A 15,891-nucleotide genomic window follows, 5' to 3' on the forward strand; every position below is an offset into this window, starting at 1 on the left:
TGTTTAAGAAAGCGCTTTGTTTCTTTTCATTACTCTCAGGCAATAGACGGCCACTAAAAGGAGGCAGAATAATGGTAAAATGAAGGAAAAGTTGACTTCCGGAATGTGCCCGAACAGTTGCAGGTCATTCAGTCCTGTTCCTCCCCAATCGATAATGCTGCCCTGAAGCGGAGGCATCAAAGCACCGCCAACTATGGCCAGTATCAGTCCGGCTGAGCCGAGCTTGGCTTCATCTCCCATGCCACGAAGGGCTATGCCGTAGATTGTAGGAAACATCAGCGACATGGCAAAGGAAACGCCTACCAGGCAATACAAGCCTACCATGCCGTTAATAAGTATGGCGCCAATACAAAGCACAGACCCAAGCATAGCAAAAATGAGCATCAGTCTGGCCGAGTTGATATAGCGAAAGAGAAATGTGCAGATCCAGCGAGCAGTCAGAAACAAGATGGTGGAAGCTACCACATAAACCGTTGCATTTAGCTGATCACCCACTGGTCGTGACTCGTTCAAATTAGTCACGTACTGATAAATAAATGTCCATACCATGATTTGGCAGGCGACATAGAAAAATTGTGCTAAAACGCCTTCGTAATAGTCTTTGTTTGAGAACAGCTTTTTGAAGGTTGTTCTTAAATCGAGTTTGTCCACATGCCTGGCGGGGTCGTCAATTTTCACCACCATAAACAGAATCATAATAGCGAGCACCACAAACCCCAGAATGATGTAGGGGGTGCTGACAATGGAAAGGTCGTGCTCAATAATTTGCTGCTTCTGTTCTAAAGAGAGCAATTCAGTGGGGGCATCGGCGCCAATCTTTGTGTCAAGCCTGTCGACGACATAAATCCGTGCTATCACCTGCCCCGTAAGTGCGCCTATGGGGTTGAAAGCCTGTGACAGGTTCAATCGCTGTGTGGCTGTCTCAGCTGGTCCAAGCTCCAGGATCATTGGGTTGGCTGTAGTTTCAAGGAATGCCAGACCAAACGTGAGGATGTAGAATGATACTAAAAACAAGTTGTAGCTCACAAGCAGTGCCGACGGATACATGAGCAGCGACCCCAGCATGAAAAGAAAGAGGCCGAGAATAATGCTCGATTTGTAGCTGTACTTTCTAATGAACAGTGCTGCCGGTATGGCCATAGTGCCGTAGCCTCCGTAGAATGCGAGTTGGACATAGGAGGCTTTTACATTGGAAATGTTTAGCACATTTTTAAACACCTCAACCATTGGGTTGGTAAGGTCGTTGGGGAAGCCCCACAAAAAGAACAGGGAAGTCACTAAGACAAACCCCAGGGTGTAGTTTTGTTTGCTCGACATAAATTAGGTAGGTGTAATAAAAATGGCAGCTAACTGATCTGCCTCTCTAACATACTAAGAAAAGCACCTCTTTCGAAGCGCTTTTCCTGTATAAGTTCATAAAATAGGGTCGATGGCTAATTATCCCGTAAAGCTGGTCATGATATAGACCACAATGGCCAGCACTACCAGCGAGAAAACAATGTCCCAGGCATTGTAACTAGCTCTGTTTTCGGTTTTTTGTTCAGCGCTCAAAGTGCTAAATGTAAGCCCTTTTATTTGTTCGGCCGATGGTGCGGCAGAAGTCATGCTGACGACCAGACAAACCAAAATGGAGAACAAAAAGAACCACGATGAAAACGTAAGGAAGTTCACATTTCCGAAGGCATACAAGAAGCTGTCAGGATTAAGCGAATCGCTTGCCAACTCCAGTGAGAGTCTGATAAAAACCACGGCCATACCAACGATAAGTGTAGTTAATGCGCCCCTCGAATTGATTCTTTTGTGGAAGATGCCTAATAAGAATACAGCTGCAATTGGTGGCGCAATGTATGACTGTACCGACTGTAGGTATTCATACAATACACCCGAAATATTCTGCATGATAGGGATCCAAAGAATGCCCAGCACAACGACGATGCCAGTGGCTATCCGGCCTACTTTCAGCAGCTTGTCGTCTGGGGTTTCGGGCTTTAGCTTTTTGTAAATATCAACCGTGAAAAGTGTAGAACACGAATTAAACACTGAGGCAAGTGAACTCATCAGGGCGGCCAGCAAGCCTGCTGCCACAAGTCCTTTGAGGCCTACCGGCATCTTGGCCATCAACAACGTGGCAAAGGCCTGGTCAGGTGTGTCCCACGAAAGCTCGCCACGGTTTTTCAAGGCCAATGCAACCACGCCCGGAATAAGAAACAGGAACACGGGAAGCAGCTTCAATAGCCCACCAAATATAGTGCCCCGACGTCCTTCTTTGATATTTTTGGCTGACAGCACTCTTTGCACAATGTACTGGTCGGTGCACCAGTACCAAATGCCGACAATGGTGCTGGAGAAAACCAGGCTTGGCCACGGAAAATCAGGATCGCTTGGTGGGCGCCACATATTGAGGTAGCCTGGCTCCAATGCTGACCGCATGCCGTCCCATCCGCCAACTGCGTCGAGGCCGATGAATGTAAGTGTTCCAGCGCCTATAACAAGCACCACGGTTTGCAGTGCTTCAGTATACACAACTGCCTTCATGCCTCCCAGCACTGTGTAAATGCCGGTTAAGATTACGGTCATCAATGCACCAAACCAGAAGTCGATTTGCAGCAGTGAGGCAATCACAATTCCGCCTGCATACACCGTTACCGAGACTTTGGTAAGCACATAGGCAACCAGCGAAAAGACGCTCAGGAACCAGCGAGTTCCCGGGCTGAATCTTTTTTCAAGAAACTCGGGCATGGTAAAAACACCACTGCGGATATAAAATGGAAGAAATACCCAGCCAAGCATGAGCACAATCCATGCATGCAGTTCATAAATAAGCATAGGTATTTTGTCGCCTGCTCCGGTGCCGGCCAAACCGACCACATGCTCCGAACCTATGTTGGAGGCAAAAATGGAGGCGCCAACCACAAACCAACCGATGTTGCGGCCTGCAAGGAAGTAGTCTTCTGTAGTTTTTTGTTTTCGGGAAATGACCCAGGCGGCGAGGCCACCGATTACCACAAAATAGCCGACAATGACTATCCAGTCTAGCGTTTCAAAACTGTTCATAAGTAGGTTTAAGTAGAGTGTAACTGTTAAAATGCACTTTTTAATTATAAGTAGTGAGCGAAAGTAAAATTAAATGCTTAAAATGTGTATTGGAAAGCACTTTTCGATCAAAAGTTGGAGCCAGACTGGCTCTGATGCAACACCCTTGAGCATGTGAAACAACGAATAGTCAATGTTATGTCTTTGTTTAATTTTCTCAAGTATGCTTTATCTAATAAGAATTATAACTAATTTGAGTTTTACTCCAACAACCAGTTTACAATATAGTATATGGCGCTAACACCGTTATCGGGAACGCTGGGCAAGAAAAGGGCTGCACACCTACTGAGAAGGGCCTGTTTTGGTGCTACACTGACGCAGGTGGATGAATTTGCCAGTCTTACTGCACAAGAAGCGATTGGCAGGTTATTTATGACTAATATTCCAGAGCCTCCTTTACCCGTAGACCCTTTGACAGGGCAGGAGTGGGTGGTGTCAGGCACTACCGATGCCAATAGCGAAGGGTTCGAGCTTGAACAGTACTTTTTAAGATGGCATATAGGCCAAATGCTTAGCGCAGGCATATCCAATGAGCAATCACTGGCTTATGCTTTCAGGGAACGATTGGTGGTTTTTATGCACACTCATTTTACCACAAAGAAATCGGTGGTGAATAGCAGCCGGGCACTTTATTTCCAGAATGCACTCTTTAGATTTTACGCTTTCGACAAAGAAGATAGACTGGTGCCGGGCGACCCGGAGTTGGTTATTCCTGATCGGATATTGGTTAAAAGTTTCAAAGGACTTACCAAAAAGATTTGCCTTGATAATGCCATGCTGGTGTTTCTGGATGGCAGACTGAACGTAAAGGGTAGCCCTAATGAGAACTATGCCAGGGAATTGATGGAGCTGTACTCTATTGGGCGAGGCCTGGAGGGAACATTGCCTGAAGCGGAATTTCAGGGTGACTACATTAACTACACCGAGGAAGATGTGCAGCAGGCGGCAAGAGTGCTCTCTGGCTTTAACACAGACGACAGCTTTTTAACTGTCGATGTGGACACAAATTTACCTAGAGGTGTAATAAAAGGCGGCGGCGGTAGCCATGACAACGGTATTAAGACTTTTAGTGCCAGGATGGGGGGAGCCACTATTCAGCCCGACATAACCCTTCAGCCAAACGGGCAACCCAACGAGGAAAGCATGATCGACGAAGTAGATCAGCTGATTGAAATGATCTATGCCCAGCCGGAGACGGCGAGAAATATCGCCCGGAAGATTTATCGGTTCTTTATTTACCACGAAATAAACGCCGGGATTCAGAGCAGTGTAATTCAGGACATTGCTGATGTTTTCACAGCCAATGACTTCAAACTGCAGCCTACGCTGGAGACACTTTTGACAAGCAGGGAGTTTTATGAAGCCGGCGATGGTGTTGACGATGACAGCTTTGGTGGGATCATCAAGTCACCTCTAGATATGGTTGTGGGCTTCATGCGTTCATTTGGTGTGCAAGCTCCTGACTATGCCACTGACCTTGAAGGGTTTTACTCATTCACCGGATCTCTGTTAGGTAGTGTGGATGTGCAGGGAATGGACTATTACGAGCCGTTCGAAGTGGCTGGCTACTCTGCGTATCACCAATTTCCTTTGTTCAACCGGGCCTGGATTACTACGAACTACCTGACCAATAGGTACAACTTTATCAGGCAACACCTTACCATGGAAACGCCCATGGAGCTTGGTGAAGTCAACGCACTTGAATTTGTGCAGACCCATATACCAAATACTACGGCGGCCAATGCCAGGGCTTTGGTCATTGCACTGGCTGGGTACTTTCTGCCGATGTCAGAAAACCTAACATTTGATGCCAACGCAACCAATGAAATAACAGTGGAACGCCTCAATTTCTTTATGAATGCTTTTCTTTTTAGCCCGCAGATCGACCCCGACCCCGAAGCCTCCTGGACGTTCAGGTGGCAAAATGGAGTAGATACGGAAGTGATTTCAAACCAGCTTACCAATCTGTTGAATGCTATGTTGCAGTCACCGGAGTATCAATTGATGTAATTATGAGGAGGAGAAATTTTATCAGGAAACTAGGTTTTGCAGCCGGAATGCCCATCGCATTTCAGGGTGTACCTATCAAATTGCTTGCTTCCTATGAACCTCTTCAAAGGCTGGCAGCGCAGAGCGACAACGACAGGGTGTTGATTATTTTGCAAATGAACGGCGGTAACGACGGGCTCAACACTTTTATACCCATAGAGCAATACGATCAATACTATAGCAGACGAGCCAATATTGCTATTCCTAACAAGGTTGGCAACCGTACGCTGATTCCTCTCGATAGCACGCTGCTGTCCCCCGATCAGGTGGGGCTCCATCCAGACATGCTGGACTTTAAGTATATGTACGATGTTGGGAAGGCTGCCATGTTTCAGGGGGTGTCCTACAAGAATAATAACGGGTCTCACTTCAGGGGCACTGACATCTGGATGATGGGTGGCACATCCGACGACTACTTTAATTCAGGTTGGGCAGGACGTTATCTCACCAGCCTTTATGCCCCGCAGAAGTATCCGGAGGATTTTCCGAATGCAGCAATGCCAGACCCCCTGGCGCTTGAAATGGGCAACGATGTATCCTTGCTTTTTCATCAGGACGGCAACATTCCGACGTCGATAGGACTGGGGGGAAGCCCTACCGGATTAGCAAACCTTGTAGATCAGCTTTCAGGATTTGAGGATCAGGGAATAGACCCAAGAGGCATACCTCCTGAGTTCCTGAGAACGTCGCCTTACGGAAAGGAAATGGACTGGATACTCAGCCTTGAGGATAAATCAGAAACCTATATTAAACGACTGCTACAGATTTACGAGAGTGCGTCAGCAACAAGCGTTACTTACCCGGAAAGGTATCCCTTCAATGCACCTGGCGGCAGCAAGAGAAATCCGTTGAGTGGGCAATTTCAGCTCATAGCCAGGTTGCTTGGCGGTGGGCTGAAAACAAAGGTGTTTCTCGTGAAAATTGGTGGCTTCGACAGCCATGCTAATCAGGTGGAGGACTATGACTCGACGATGGGAGTACACGGAGCCTTGCTCTACCATATTACCTCAGCCATCAGGGCCTTTCAGCGAGACCTGCTTTCCCGGGGCATTGAGGATAAGGTACTGACAGTGACACTTTCAGAGTTTGGCAGAAGAATTGGCTCAAATGGCAGTTACGGAACCGACCATGGTACAGGCGGGCCGGTAATGATGTTTGGTAGCGGGGTGAAACCGGGTGTTTATGGTACAAACCCTGATCTGACGAAGAGCAATGTAGAAATGCAGCACGACTTCAGGCAGATTTATGCTAATATCCTACATGAATGGATGGGTGTTGACAAGAGTGTTGTAGCAAATGATATCTTTTTTGAGGACCTGATAGAAGGGCCAAAGGAAGCAGGTGGAAATTACGAGCCGATGGATCTTATCAAAGACGTGATTCTTGGCACTCAACAGAATCTTTCTGTTAACTTTAAAATTGAGAGCGTTTATCCCAATCCGGCATCTGATGTAGTGAATCTAAAAGTAAAAGTGAACGATGTGCAGGAGGCAGCTTTCAAATTAATTGATGAAACTGGTGCCACTGTGCTTGCTTTCACGCAGCGTTTGGTGCCGGGGTCTCAGGACATTAAAGTGCAATTGCCCAAGCTGTCGCCAGGGGTGTATCTTATAAAAGTTAATTCTGAAAAATTGAATGATGCAAAGAGACTCATTATCAATTAGGCGGCTGTTGTTGCCGGGGCTGCTACTGTTTGTTATGACAGTAGCCGAGGCACAACCTGTGAAAAAGCCGAAGCCTAACAAACCCAAGTATGGGTTTCTTGATACACAGTTCTGGCTGGGTGTTAAGTTTGGAACCAACTTTGCCAATCCCATGGCGCAGTCGCAGCTTTCTGGTTTCAGCCCGATCGACTACCCGTCGGACAGGCTGACGAAGACTTATGATAGCTACGTACTACCGGGCGGGCAGGCAGGTATCGAGATGACTTTTTATCACCGGGGCTTTTCTGTTGGACTTCATCCTATGTATCAAAGGAGCAGGTACCGGTATACGAATAGTCTTGAATGGAATGGAGAGCAGGAGTCAGAAAGATTCGCCACCATCTATGAGTCGGAGCAAAGAGTCGATGTGATCAATGTGCCGATTTTTGTTAAATATGACCTTATTCAAGACGGAAAGCTGCGGCCTTTCGTGCTTGGAGGAGGTTTCTACTCGTTCCTTGTAGGTGCTGAGCGCCAGGTAAAAATTACTCAGACAGACTATTCTTTCGGGGCACCGCAAACCATCGATGGCGGTACGCTGAATCTGGGGGTTAAAGACGCTTTTCAAAACTACTACGGCTGGGTGGCTGGCGGAGGTGCCAGTTTTGACTACTGGAACATTCGCACAGTTATCGAAATCACCTACAACCAATCACTTAATAGCGTGACTCGGGAGGGTACCAGCCAAAATGAATTGTCCTCATTGGGCGACCAGAATGATGACGTCCATTTAAGTCATATTGTAGGCAGCGTGAGCTTTGTATTCCCGCTCCGCTTCATCGACAAACAATTCCAGGCCCTTTGATTATGAAGAAACTATACTACTTAATTACCCTGCTGGTATTGCTTGGTTGCAAAAAGGATGATGAGGCTCCGGTTACTTCTTTTACCCGGATTTACGATCATAGCAATTATAATGTTGACTACAGGCCTCTTGACGTGGAAGAGGGCACGGAAAGCTATGTGATCCTTGCAACCACAACGCTGGATCGAACTCAGTTTCCAGGCATTCAGCTGGTGCAGGTTGACAAAGAAGGGGAGTTTGAGAGCAGCTACGAATTTTCAGAAAGCACCATTGCTCCCACTTCCGACCTGATGAAGATCGATACTTTCTTCTATTTCTTTGCCATGGATCCGGTAAGCCTTCAGGCCAGTCTGGTTTCGTTTACTCCGGGTTTCGGAAACATTACTGCTACACCATTGAATGGTTTGCTTTACCCGCTGGCGGGCTCATTAACATCCGATAATCAGTTTTTGCTGTTGAGCTATAATCCTGATGATAAGCTATCGGTAATTTCAAAAGTAGACAGAACGGGAAGTGTTGGCTCAACCGCAGCCTATACTATTGGCCCCGGCAGTGATGTGGAAGAAGCCATTATTAATCATTATACACAACCGGATGATAAATTGTTGCCCTTTTTCTGTGGCGAGGTATCCGGTTCACTCGTTTATTTCAACGGTTTTTTTAATTACAGCATGTCACTGGTTTTCTCCAATTTCTCGGGCGACCCAGCTGGCGTAGTGCAGGGGCAGTTTACCGATGCCGGTATCAGAAGCGTGCTCCCAATAAACGGAAGCACATTTGCCATTTCGGGCTACCAGTTTGATGACAACTACATTTATCCATCCGTTACGCTGAGCACGGGAGGCCTTTCTTCGAGCGTTGATTTGTACACCAGCAACGCAGCTGAATGGAGACCGCATACCCCAGTTGTGCTGAAAGACTACACGCTGAACGAAGTTGAGTATATTATTTATGCAGCGGAAACCAAGAGCAGACAAATAGCCCTGTACATGTACGAGAAGAACTCGGGCAACTTTGCCGGCCTTACCTACATTGGTTACGCCAATCCGTTTACCCTGTCTTCATTAACTGTTGATGATGAAAATCATTTGGTGGTGCTGGGTACGACGTACGTTGCCGGACGTTTCAGAAGAATATTTGTGGAGAAGATTTCTGAGACTGATATGGAGAAGAGAACCCTTAAGACGGATTGAAGAAAGCAAAACCTACGTCTACTAGTAGCAATTAAAGGCCCTAACGAAGAATTAACTCCATTAGGGCCTTCCCTTTTTTAAACAATCACTTCGACAAAGTGAATTCCGGCATTTTGATAGCCTGTCCGCCATTCAAAGCTGACTCGTGGGCCAGAATACCCACACAAGTTATATTGGCCGATTGCTGTGCATTTGGATAGGGTTCTCTCTTTTCCTGCAATGCACTGACGAATTCGTTGACCAGGTGGGGGTGTGAACCTCCGTGACCGGAGCCCTGAATAAAGGATAGGTGCTGGTTGTCGCCGGAGTCGTAGACGCCGGCCGTGGTAAACGCCTGTATTTCCTTAGGCAGCAGATGCGCATAGTCTGGAATGGTGACTTTTTCTGGAGACTCACCGGTATGGATCACACTTGGTTCGTGTTCGATCAACGTCCATTCGAATGACTTTTTGGAGCCATACACGTCGAAGCTCTCACGATACTGGCGGGCAGTGTTGAAGAGAGAACGGGTGATTTCAGCTGCCAGGTCTGAGTCTTTGAACTTGATATGACAGGTTTCGATGGCAAACGGAGAGTTGTAAACAGGTATCAGCTTCTCGTCGATGCGACCTGAGCCCAGGCACGACACCTGCTCAGCCTCGCCTTTGGTGAGCGCAAGCACAGGGCCCACGCAGTGGGTGGCGTAGTACATGGGAGGTAAGCCTTCCCAGTAGCCAGGCCAGCCAGCCATTTCCTGTTGGTGTGAAGCACGAAGGAACTGGATGCGACCCATTTCACCTTTCTCGTACATTTCTTTCACAAACAGAAATTCCCGGCTGTAGATCACCGTTTCCATCATCATATACGTAAGGCCGGTTTCGTTTACAAGCTCAACAATCTGGCGGCATTCGTCCACAGTGGTGGCCATAGGCACGGTGCAGGCCACGTGCTTGCCAGCTTTTAGAGCTGCTATGGATTGCTTTGCATGGTCAGGAATGGGTGTGTTGATATGGACAGCATCCACATTTGGGTCTTTGAGTAGCTCTTCGTAGTCGGTGTAGCGTTTTTCGATACCGAACGCATCGCCGATTTCGTTCAGCTTTTCTTTGTTGCGCTGGCAGATGGCATACATGTTGGCACCTGGCAACTTTTGATAAATGGGAATGAATTCGGCTCCGAAGCCGAGTCCTATGATTGCGATGTTGGTGGGTTTATTTGCCATGATGTAATGGTATTTTATGTTTTATTCTCAATTAAATTTCATAGTCCACTTGCCTCAGGCTGGAATTCAGACAGATTGCCACAGGCATACAATGATTTCGTGCGTAATGGCTGTTTGTTCGATGCCTTCGCAATGACCGAAAACAGGAGCTTAATGCTTCTATCTAACCAGCCCATTGCTTTAAGAATTTTAGACCTTCTTCCGCAAAAATGTCTTGTGTAGGAGCAAACGGCTTCCAAATGCAAACGGCACCCGCCAGTTCCTGCACATTGGGGGTGAAGCTTTCTATCGAAATCACACCGTTGTAGCCGACAGCTTCAAGTCCCGCTTTCAAATCATTCCAATTGGTCATACCAGTGCCTGGAATGCCTCTGTGATTTTCTGAAACCTGCACGTGAATGAGCTTATTACCGACCGTTTTCACTGCATCGGCCAGGTTTTTTTCTTCTATGGTCATGTGGAAGCTATCAATCAATACCCTTGCCGCCGGGTGATTGATGTCGTTGATCAGCTTCATCAGGTCCTCCGAATTGTTGATGAGGTCGGTTTCGAAACGATTCAGTGCCTCCAATGCTATTGACAATCCTCGTTTCTGAGCACTTTCGCACACTTTTCTCAGGTTAGTAACCGCCAGATTCCACTCTTTTTTTCTTTGTTCAGGAGGCACAAGTCGTGCTTTCCCAACTGCTGAATACATGGGCCCGGCTACGAACCTGGCTCCTACGGCTTCACAGATATCGAAACACTGTTCAATGTAATTGAAACAGTTTTTGTGAATAGCAGGATCTTCGTTGGTTAAGTCCCTTGTTGGCCCAAACGCTCCACAAATGATGGGCTTGATGTCATTGTCCTTAAGGGCACGGTTCAATATGCCGGTATCAATCAACGCAGGATCTTCCACGGCTATTTCTACCGCATCAAAACCTATTTTTCGGATTTTCGAAAAGAGCGAAACAGAATCGGAACTGAAAGGACTCGTCCAAAGCCAGGTGCTTGCTGCAAATTGTACATTCATTAGCCTTTAATTCTTTTAGAAGCCTCAGGTTCCACCCCGGCAAATGCCGGGGTGGAACGTTCTGAGACCGGTAGGTAAGTTTGGTAATGGATAAAGGAAATCAAGACTCACGTCTGAAGCAAGTGCCTTAACGTGAGTTTGATATTTTCAATTTAATCGGCTGATTTGCCATTTGTTACTTTCAAAATGCCATTCATGATCCTCCAGTGGCCCGGGAAAGTACACAGGTACGGATAGTCGCCTGGCTCCGATGGTGCAGTGAACGTCAATACTACTTTTTCTCCCGGATTTACCAGCCTGGTTGAGTATAGCAGCTCCGGAACATCAGGAATGTAGCTCTTTTCAGCGCCGTTGGCATCAGCAGCCATTTTGTCTGCAGCGGCTCCCACGGTTTCCAGTGTGCCTGGTTTCACAATGAGCAGGTTATGTTGCATGAAGTCGACGTTTTCAAAGATGATTGCTACCGTTTGGCCTGCCTCTACTTCAAGCGTTTTGAGATCATATTCCATTTTGTTTGGAATTGTCTTAAGCACAATCACCTTGTCGGCGTCAAGAGAAGCCGAGAGGTTATTGTCACCGCCCACTTCTGCCACCAGGTTGTAAATGCCCCGGGTGAAGCGTTCGATGGTGCCACTTTTCACCCCAGTCATACCATCTGTTTCCTTGTCAATGCGCAGCCCCTGTTTTAGCTCCTTGTCAAACAATCCTCCGGTTTTCACAGAAACCGCCGGGACGTTGTTTACGATAAAGGTTGCGCCCGCCTTGGTTAACTGGAATTCCCATTTAAAGCTCACCGGCATATCGGCTGTACCTTTTCCGGTATATGTTTTTCCATTCTGGTTAACCACAACAACGAAGTCATCGTTGTCGGCAAAGACTCCGTAACCGTTGGTCTTGTCTCCGTGCTGGATAAGCATCCCGTTGAGTATGGTATTGCCTTTCCAGATATTGCCGCTAAGGTAAATCTCTTTGCCTACCACTGAAGGGAAGTCAGCTGCCGCTACATACTTGGTGCCTCCAAGGTTCAAAAGTGTGAAGCTGGTACTAGAGTAAATCTCTTCTGTAAGGCCATCAGGTGCCAGCTCGGCGGTGTTTTGGAGGTAGGTCGCAATGAAACCGTTTTTGTGGGCTAGCGATCCGGCCCTAACTGCCTTGGACAGCCACTGATCCGTCACATTATCTTGATTTAAGCTAGCATGAAAGAACATCTTGCCCAACTCGTTAGACGGTGCCATATAAGATGCCTCAATAAATGCCGCCAATCTTGTATTCAGGTTGGGGTCAGAGAATGATCCTGCATTGAAATACGATTCCTGGGTGGCAGCGTTTTTTGGTAAGGCCTGAATGGCAGCTTTCCTTACGCCTGGATTTGCATTGCGTAAAGCATTGGTCACTATGCGGGTGGCTTCCTCATTTGTTCCATTCAATGCGCCAAGGCCTTCAATCGCCCAAATGGCGTGAATAGCAGGAGCATTTACGCCTATCTCATCTTCTTTGGAGGAGCTAATCAATTCATAAAGTTGAGGAAGGATGTTTTGGTCACCTTCTTCAACAATAAGGCGTTGTGCTGTGAGCCTCCAAAACATATTGCTGCTTTTCAAGCCGTTGATCAGCGAAGCAGGTTCTTTGCGGTCGAGAGTGATCTTTTCGGCCTCTGGAGCACCTTTGTAGGAAATCTTGTAAATCCGGCCATGGGTGCGATCACGGAGTGGGTTCACATGTGCATTTCCCTTTCCATTCTCGAAACCACTCGGGGTAGGGTTATGCTGAATGATGAAGTTGTACCAGTCAAGTACCCAAAGGTCACCATCAGGGCCCACTTCCGCATGAACAGGTGACATGTACTCATCGGAGGCTGCCATCATGTTCCAGCCATCGCTTTCCTTGAAGCCTGCGCCGTCTACTTCAAATATTCCCTTGTGTAGCAGTTTGCCAGTTGGCTCTGCAATGAAAGCGATTCGGTTCCAGTATTCCTTAGGGAAACGACGAGCAGTATAAAAGTTGTGCCCGGCAGCAGCTGTGAATCCGCCAAACACGTCAACCTGTCTGTAGTTTTTGGTGACGGGATGCATGGCGTAATGGCCATCCAGCTTGGTGGCGAAGTCGTTGGAGAAGTTTTTCACTTTTTTGGTGAAGGCATAGGGCACATTGACATATGCCGTGTGGGTATTGTTGGCGGTCGAAACAAAAATGTCGTTGTTTTCGGTGAAGCCCAGCCCCCATGTGTTGTTGGTTGTGCGGGTGTGGTGTGACATTTGTTTGAAGTCACGGCTGAGGTTGAAGACTGCCTGGTCATACTCAAAATCTTCACCACCAATCTTACCTTCAAAGCCAGAATAGCCTACGGTGCCCCAAATTTTGTTGTTGAATCCGTACCTTAAGTTGGATGGTCCGGCATGAGTATCCGATACTCCCCAGCCTCCCATTACCTCTTCTCTCACGTCAGCCTTGTCATCCCCATCAGTGTCTTTCAAAAACAAGAACAATGGCGCCTGCGAAATCAGGATACCCCCATTCACGAATACAATACTGGTTGGTATGTTAAGCTTGTCGGCGAACACTGTGAACTTGTCGGCTTTGCCATCACCATTCGTGTCTTCCAGAATTTTGATTCTGTCGTCACCAACGCCATCTTCGTCACGCACGGTGTTGGGGTAGTCCACAGTTTCTACCACCCAAAGACGGCCTTTTTCGTCCCAGGCCATGGCAATTGGGTTGATGATATCTGGCTCCGATGCGAAAAGCGACAGCTCGAACCCGGGAGGTATTTGGATATGAGTCATTGACGAATCGGGAGACAATGGTGCTTGAAGCCTCGGTGCCGGGTCTCTCTTTTCGTAGTTGGGTATTACGGCGTCTGAATAGCTGAGCCTGGCTATTTTATATTGTTTGGCTTTCTGTGCTGCCTCGTCGCCGACAGCCCAAAAAATCCCATTTATCACAAGATCCTGGAAGCCAGGGTTGTTCCAGGTGCGTTCGTCATGCCCGTATGCGGTGTAGAACACTCGGCCTTTGCCCTGGTTTCTTACCCATGTCCAAGGCTCGTGATGATCGCCTTCGACTCGTTCCATCAGCACGGTGTTGTCGCTGGCGAGCTTATCATGCACGTAGGTTTCATCCCAGGTTTCAAATGGAGAGAGACTTTGCATTACGGGATGCTCCGGCATCAGGATATCGGCTGTGAAGGTGCCTGTTTCATGTGTTTTGAACTGCCCCCCCATCAGATTGACCACTTTTGGCGAATTACGGAAACACCAGGTGGCACAATGGATGGGGATGAAGCCTTTACCGCCTTCAACAAAATCCAGCAAAGCTTTTTCCTGTGAGGAAGTAATTGAATCATGGTTGGCATAAAGGATAAGCCCATCAAATTTGGCCAGGTTGGTGGCATTCAAATCGTTAGGATCGTTCGTGTAGGAAATGTTAATGCCCTTTTGTGCCACTGCCTGAGCAAGGATAGGGGCATATTTCTCTGAAGGATGGTGCTCACTTGCATGTCCCAGAAAAAGGATTTCCAACCTTCTCGGCCCGTTGTCATTGCTACAGGAGGTAAAGAACAAGATTATTACCAAACTGAGAAGCCCAATGGCTGCTCTGGCAGAGGTTAAAGTAGGTATTGTGTATTTCATTACTTGATTGTTTTTGAATGCTGATTACGCTTGAGGTGATTTTTCTTTATTCAATAATGAGGCGTATTCAAAATGTACGTGATCTATCAATCTGACAACGCAATTCATTTTTGACTATCAATATTGCAAAATAGAATTCATTAATGCTCTCACTTTTTTGACCTGTTCTGACTTTATTTTAACTTACTTGTGTGTCATTTATTCTTTTTTATGAGAAAATTGTGGCGCTGAAACCACGACACATCGCAACTGAACTATGAGAGTACCCATTCAAAAATCGGCCATTCCAGATTCCAGGGTATTTGTTATCAAAGATCTACAGGATGCGTATTTCGACCCTAACTGGCATTTTCACCCGGAGTATCAACTCTTTGTGGTACTCAAGGGCCATGGAACCAGATTTGTCGGCGATACGATCAAGCCCTTCAAGGAAGGAGACTTGTTGCTTTCAGGGCCCAATCTGCCACACCTTTGGCGGTGCCACGAATCTTACTTTGCTAAAGACAGCCAGCTCTCTACCAGGGGAATCGTTATCTATTTCGATGAGAATTTTCTTGGGCACCAAATGCTGGAAAAAGAGGAACTTGCTGGTTTGAAGTATCTCTTCGAAAAAGCCAGGCGAGGGCTGGAATATTATGGACATACACGGAGTCAGGTAAAAGAGTGGATGCTCAAAATGGTGGACTCGGAGGGGATCGAAAGTGTTATTCAGTTTTTGAAGATACTTAGTGCACTTGCACATTCGAAGGAATACAGGTATGTGTCGTCAGGCCCGGCCAGCTTTCAATTGAAAGCGTCTGACGGAGACCGGATGAACCTTGTTCATCACTACGTCATTGACAACTTCAGACAGAAGATTACGCTAGAGGAGGCTGCTTCCCTGGCTAATCTAAGCCCTGTCGCCTTTAGTCGGTATTTTAAAACGAGAGCGAATAAGACCTTCTCCTCATTTGTAAGTGAGGTAAGAGTGGGGCAGGCCTGTCACATGCTTGTGGATGGTGAACTTTCGGTGGCGGCCGTTGGATTTGAATGTGGCTACAAAACGCTTTCCAACTTCAATCGTCAGTTCAGAGAGATCACTGGAATGGCTCCGCTGGAGTATAGGAAAGAGTATAGAAAAGTTATTTAACCTGACCGTCTCTTTAAAAAAGTAAAATCTTCGTAACTAAATTATTGCAAAAAGCGTATATTAGTATTGCAAAT

General features: G+C 47.0%; 10 protein-coding genes. 5 read left to right on the forward strand and 5 right to left on the reverse strand.

The window, feature by feature from the left end:
- Positions 1-3: 3 nt before the first annotated feature.
- A complete protein-coding gene (fucP, locus tag GC130_RS17120) occupies positions 4-1,317 on the reverse strand; it encodes an L-fucose:H+ symporter permease (RefSeq protein WP_151999564.1) in 1,314 nt (437 codons plus the stop codon).
- Between the two features lie 120 nt (positions 1,318-1,437).
- Positions 1,438-3,054, reverse strand: coding sequence for a sodium:solute symporter (locus tag GC130_RS17125; protein WP_151999565.1), 1,617 nt, complete (start codon positions 3,052-3,054; stop codon positions 1,438-1,440).
- 270 nt (positions 3,055-3,324) lie between these two features.
- Here GC130_RS17125 and GC130_RS17130 point away from each other — a divergent pair, with 270 nt between their 5' ends.
- From GC130_RS17130 to GC130_RS17145, 4 genes are read left to right on the forward strand one after another with little or no spacing between them, the layout of a single operon-like run.
- Entirely contained in the window at positions 3,325-5,103 is a 1,779-nt protein-coding gene (locus tag GC130_RS17130; protein WP_151999566.1) for a DUF1800 family protein, read from the forward strand.
- Positions 5,104-5,105: 2 nt separating this feature from the next.
- Positions 5,106-6,806 carry a DUF1501 domain-containing protein gene (locus GC130_RS17135; RefSeq protein WP_151999567.1) on the forward strand — a complete coding sequence of 567 codons (1,701 nt, stop codon included), beginning with the start codon at positions 5,106-5,108 and terminating at the stop codon, positions 6,804-6,806.
- 34 nt (positions 6,807-6,840) lie between these two features.
- Positions 6,841-7,650 carry an outer membrane beta-barrel protein gene (locus tag GC130_RS17140; RefSeq protein ID WP_193217892.1) on the forward strand — a complete coding sequence of 270 codons (810 nt, stop codon included), beginning with the start codon at positions 6,841-6,843 and terminating at the stop codon, positions 7,648-7,650.
- A gap of 2 nt (positions 7,651-7,652) precedes the next feature.
- Positions 7,653-8,843, forward strand: a complete 1,191-nt coding sequence (locus GC130_RS17145; RefSeq protein ID WP_151999569.1) for a hypothetical protein — start codon at positions 7,653-7,655, stop codon at positions 8,841-8,843.
- 85 nt (positions 8,844-8,928) lie between these two features.
- Here GC130_RS17145 and GC130_RS17150 read toward each other — a convergent pair whose 3' ends face one another.
- The 3 genes from GC130_RS17150 to GC130_RS17160 all read right to left on the reverse strand — a co-directional run bounded on the left by GC130_RS17150 (position 8,929) and on the right by GC130_RS17160 (position 14,688).
- Positions 8,929-10,044: a Gfo/Idh/MocA family oxidoreductase gene (locus tag GC130_RS17150; RefSeq protein ID WP_151999570.1), complete on the reverse strand. Its 1,116-nt coding sequence runs from the start codon at positions 10,042-10,044 to the stop codon at positions 8,929-8,931.
- Between the two features lie 163 nt (positions 10,045-10,207).
- On the reverse strand, positions 10,208-11,059 hold the full coding sequence (locus GC130_RS17155) for a sugar phosphate isomerase/epimerase (RefSeq protein ID WP_151999571.1): 852 nt from the start codon (positions 11,057-11,059) through the stop codon (positions 10,208-10,210).
- 152 nt (positions 11,060-11,211) lie between these two features.
- The gene (locus GC130_RS17160; protein ID WP_151999572.1) at positions 11,212-14,688 is read right to left on the reverse strand and encodes a PVC-type heme-binding CxxCH protein; all 3,477 of its coding nucleotides are present in this window, start codon (positions 14,686-14,688) and stop codon (positions 11,212-11,214) included.
- Positions 14,689-14,944: 256 nt separating this feature from the next.
- On the opposite strand from GC130_RS17160, the gene GC130_RS17165 reads away from it, so the two are divergent.
- Positions 14,945-15,817, forward strand: coding sequence for an AraC family transcriptional regulator (locus GC130_RS17165; protein WP_151999573.1), 873 nt, complete (start codon positions 14,945-14,947; stop codon positions 15,815-15,817).
- The last annotated feature ends 74 nt before the right edge of the window (positions 15,818-15,891 follow it).

Source organism: Imperialibacter sp. EC-SDR9, from assembly GCF_902498805.1.
Lineage (GTDB): Bacteria > Bacteroidota > Bacteroidia > Cytophagales > Cyclobacteriaceae > Imperialibacter.

What these genes read in the sequence shown, in the direction of transcription:
- GC130_RS17135 (WP_151999567.1), top strand. Translation starts at nt 5,106, where the DNA reads ATGAGGAGGAGAAATTTTATCAGGAAACTAGGTTTTGCAGCCGGAATG.
- GC130_RS17145 (WP_151999569.1), top strand. Translation starts at nt 7,653, where the DNA reads ATGAAGAAACTATACTACTTAATTACCCTGCTGGTATTGCTTGGTTGC.
- GC130_RS17155 (WP_151999571.1), bottom strand. Translation starts at nt 11,059, where the DNA reads ATGAATGTACAATTTGCAGCAAGCACCTGGCTTTGGACGAGTCCTTTC.
- GC130_RS17160 (WP_151999572.1), bottom strand. Translation starts at nt 14,688, where the DNA reads ATGAAATACACAATACCTACTTTAACCTCTGCCAGAGCAGCCATTGGG.
- fucP (WP_151999564.1), bottom strand. Translation starts at nt 1,317, where the DNA reads ATGTCGAGCAAACAAAACTACACCCTGGGGTTTGTCTTAGTGACTTCC.
- GC130_RS17165 (WP_151999573.1), top strand. Translation starts at nt 14,945, where the DNA reads ATGAGAGTACCCATTCAAAAATCGGCCATTCCAGATTCCAGGGTATTT.
- GC130_RS17150 (WP_151999570.1), bottom strand. Translation starts at nt 10,044, where the DNA reads ATGGCAAATAAACCCACCAACATCGCAATCATAGGACTCGGCTTCGGA.
- GC130_RS17140 (WP_193217892.1), top strand. Translation starts at nt 6,841, where the DNA reads ATGACAGTAGCCGAGGCACAACCTGTGAAAAAGCCGAAGCCTAACAAA.
- GC130_RS17125 (WP_151999565.1), bottom strand. Translation starts at nt 3,054, where the DNA reads ATGAACAGTTTTGAAACGCTAGACTGGATAGTCATTGTCGGCTATTTT.
- GC130_RS17130 (WP_151999566.1), top strand. Translation starts at nt 3,325, where the DNA reads ATGGCGCTAACACCGTTATCGGGAACGCTGGGCAAGAAAAGGGCTGCA.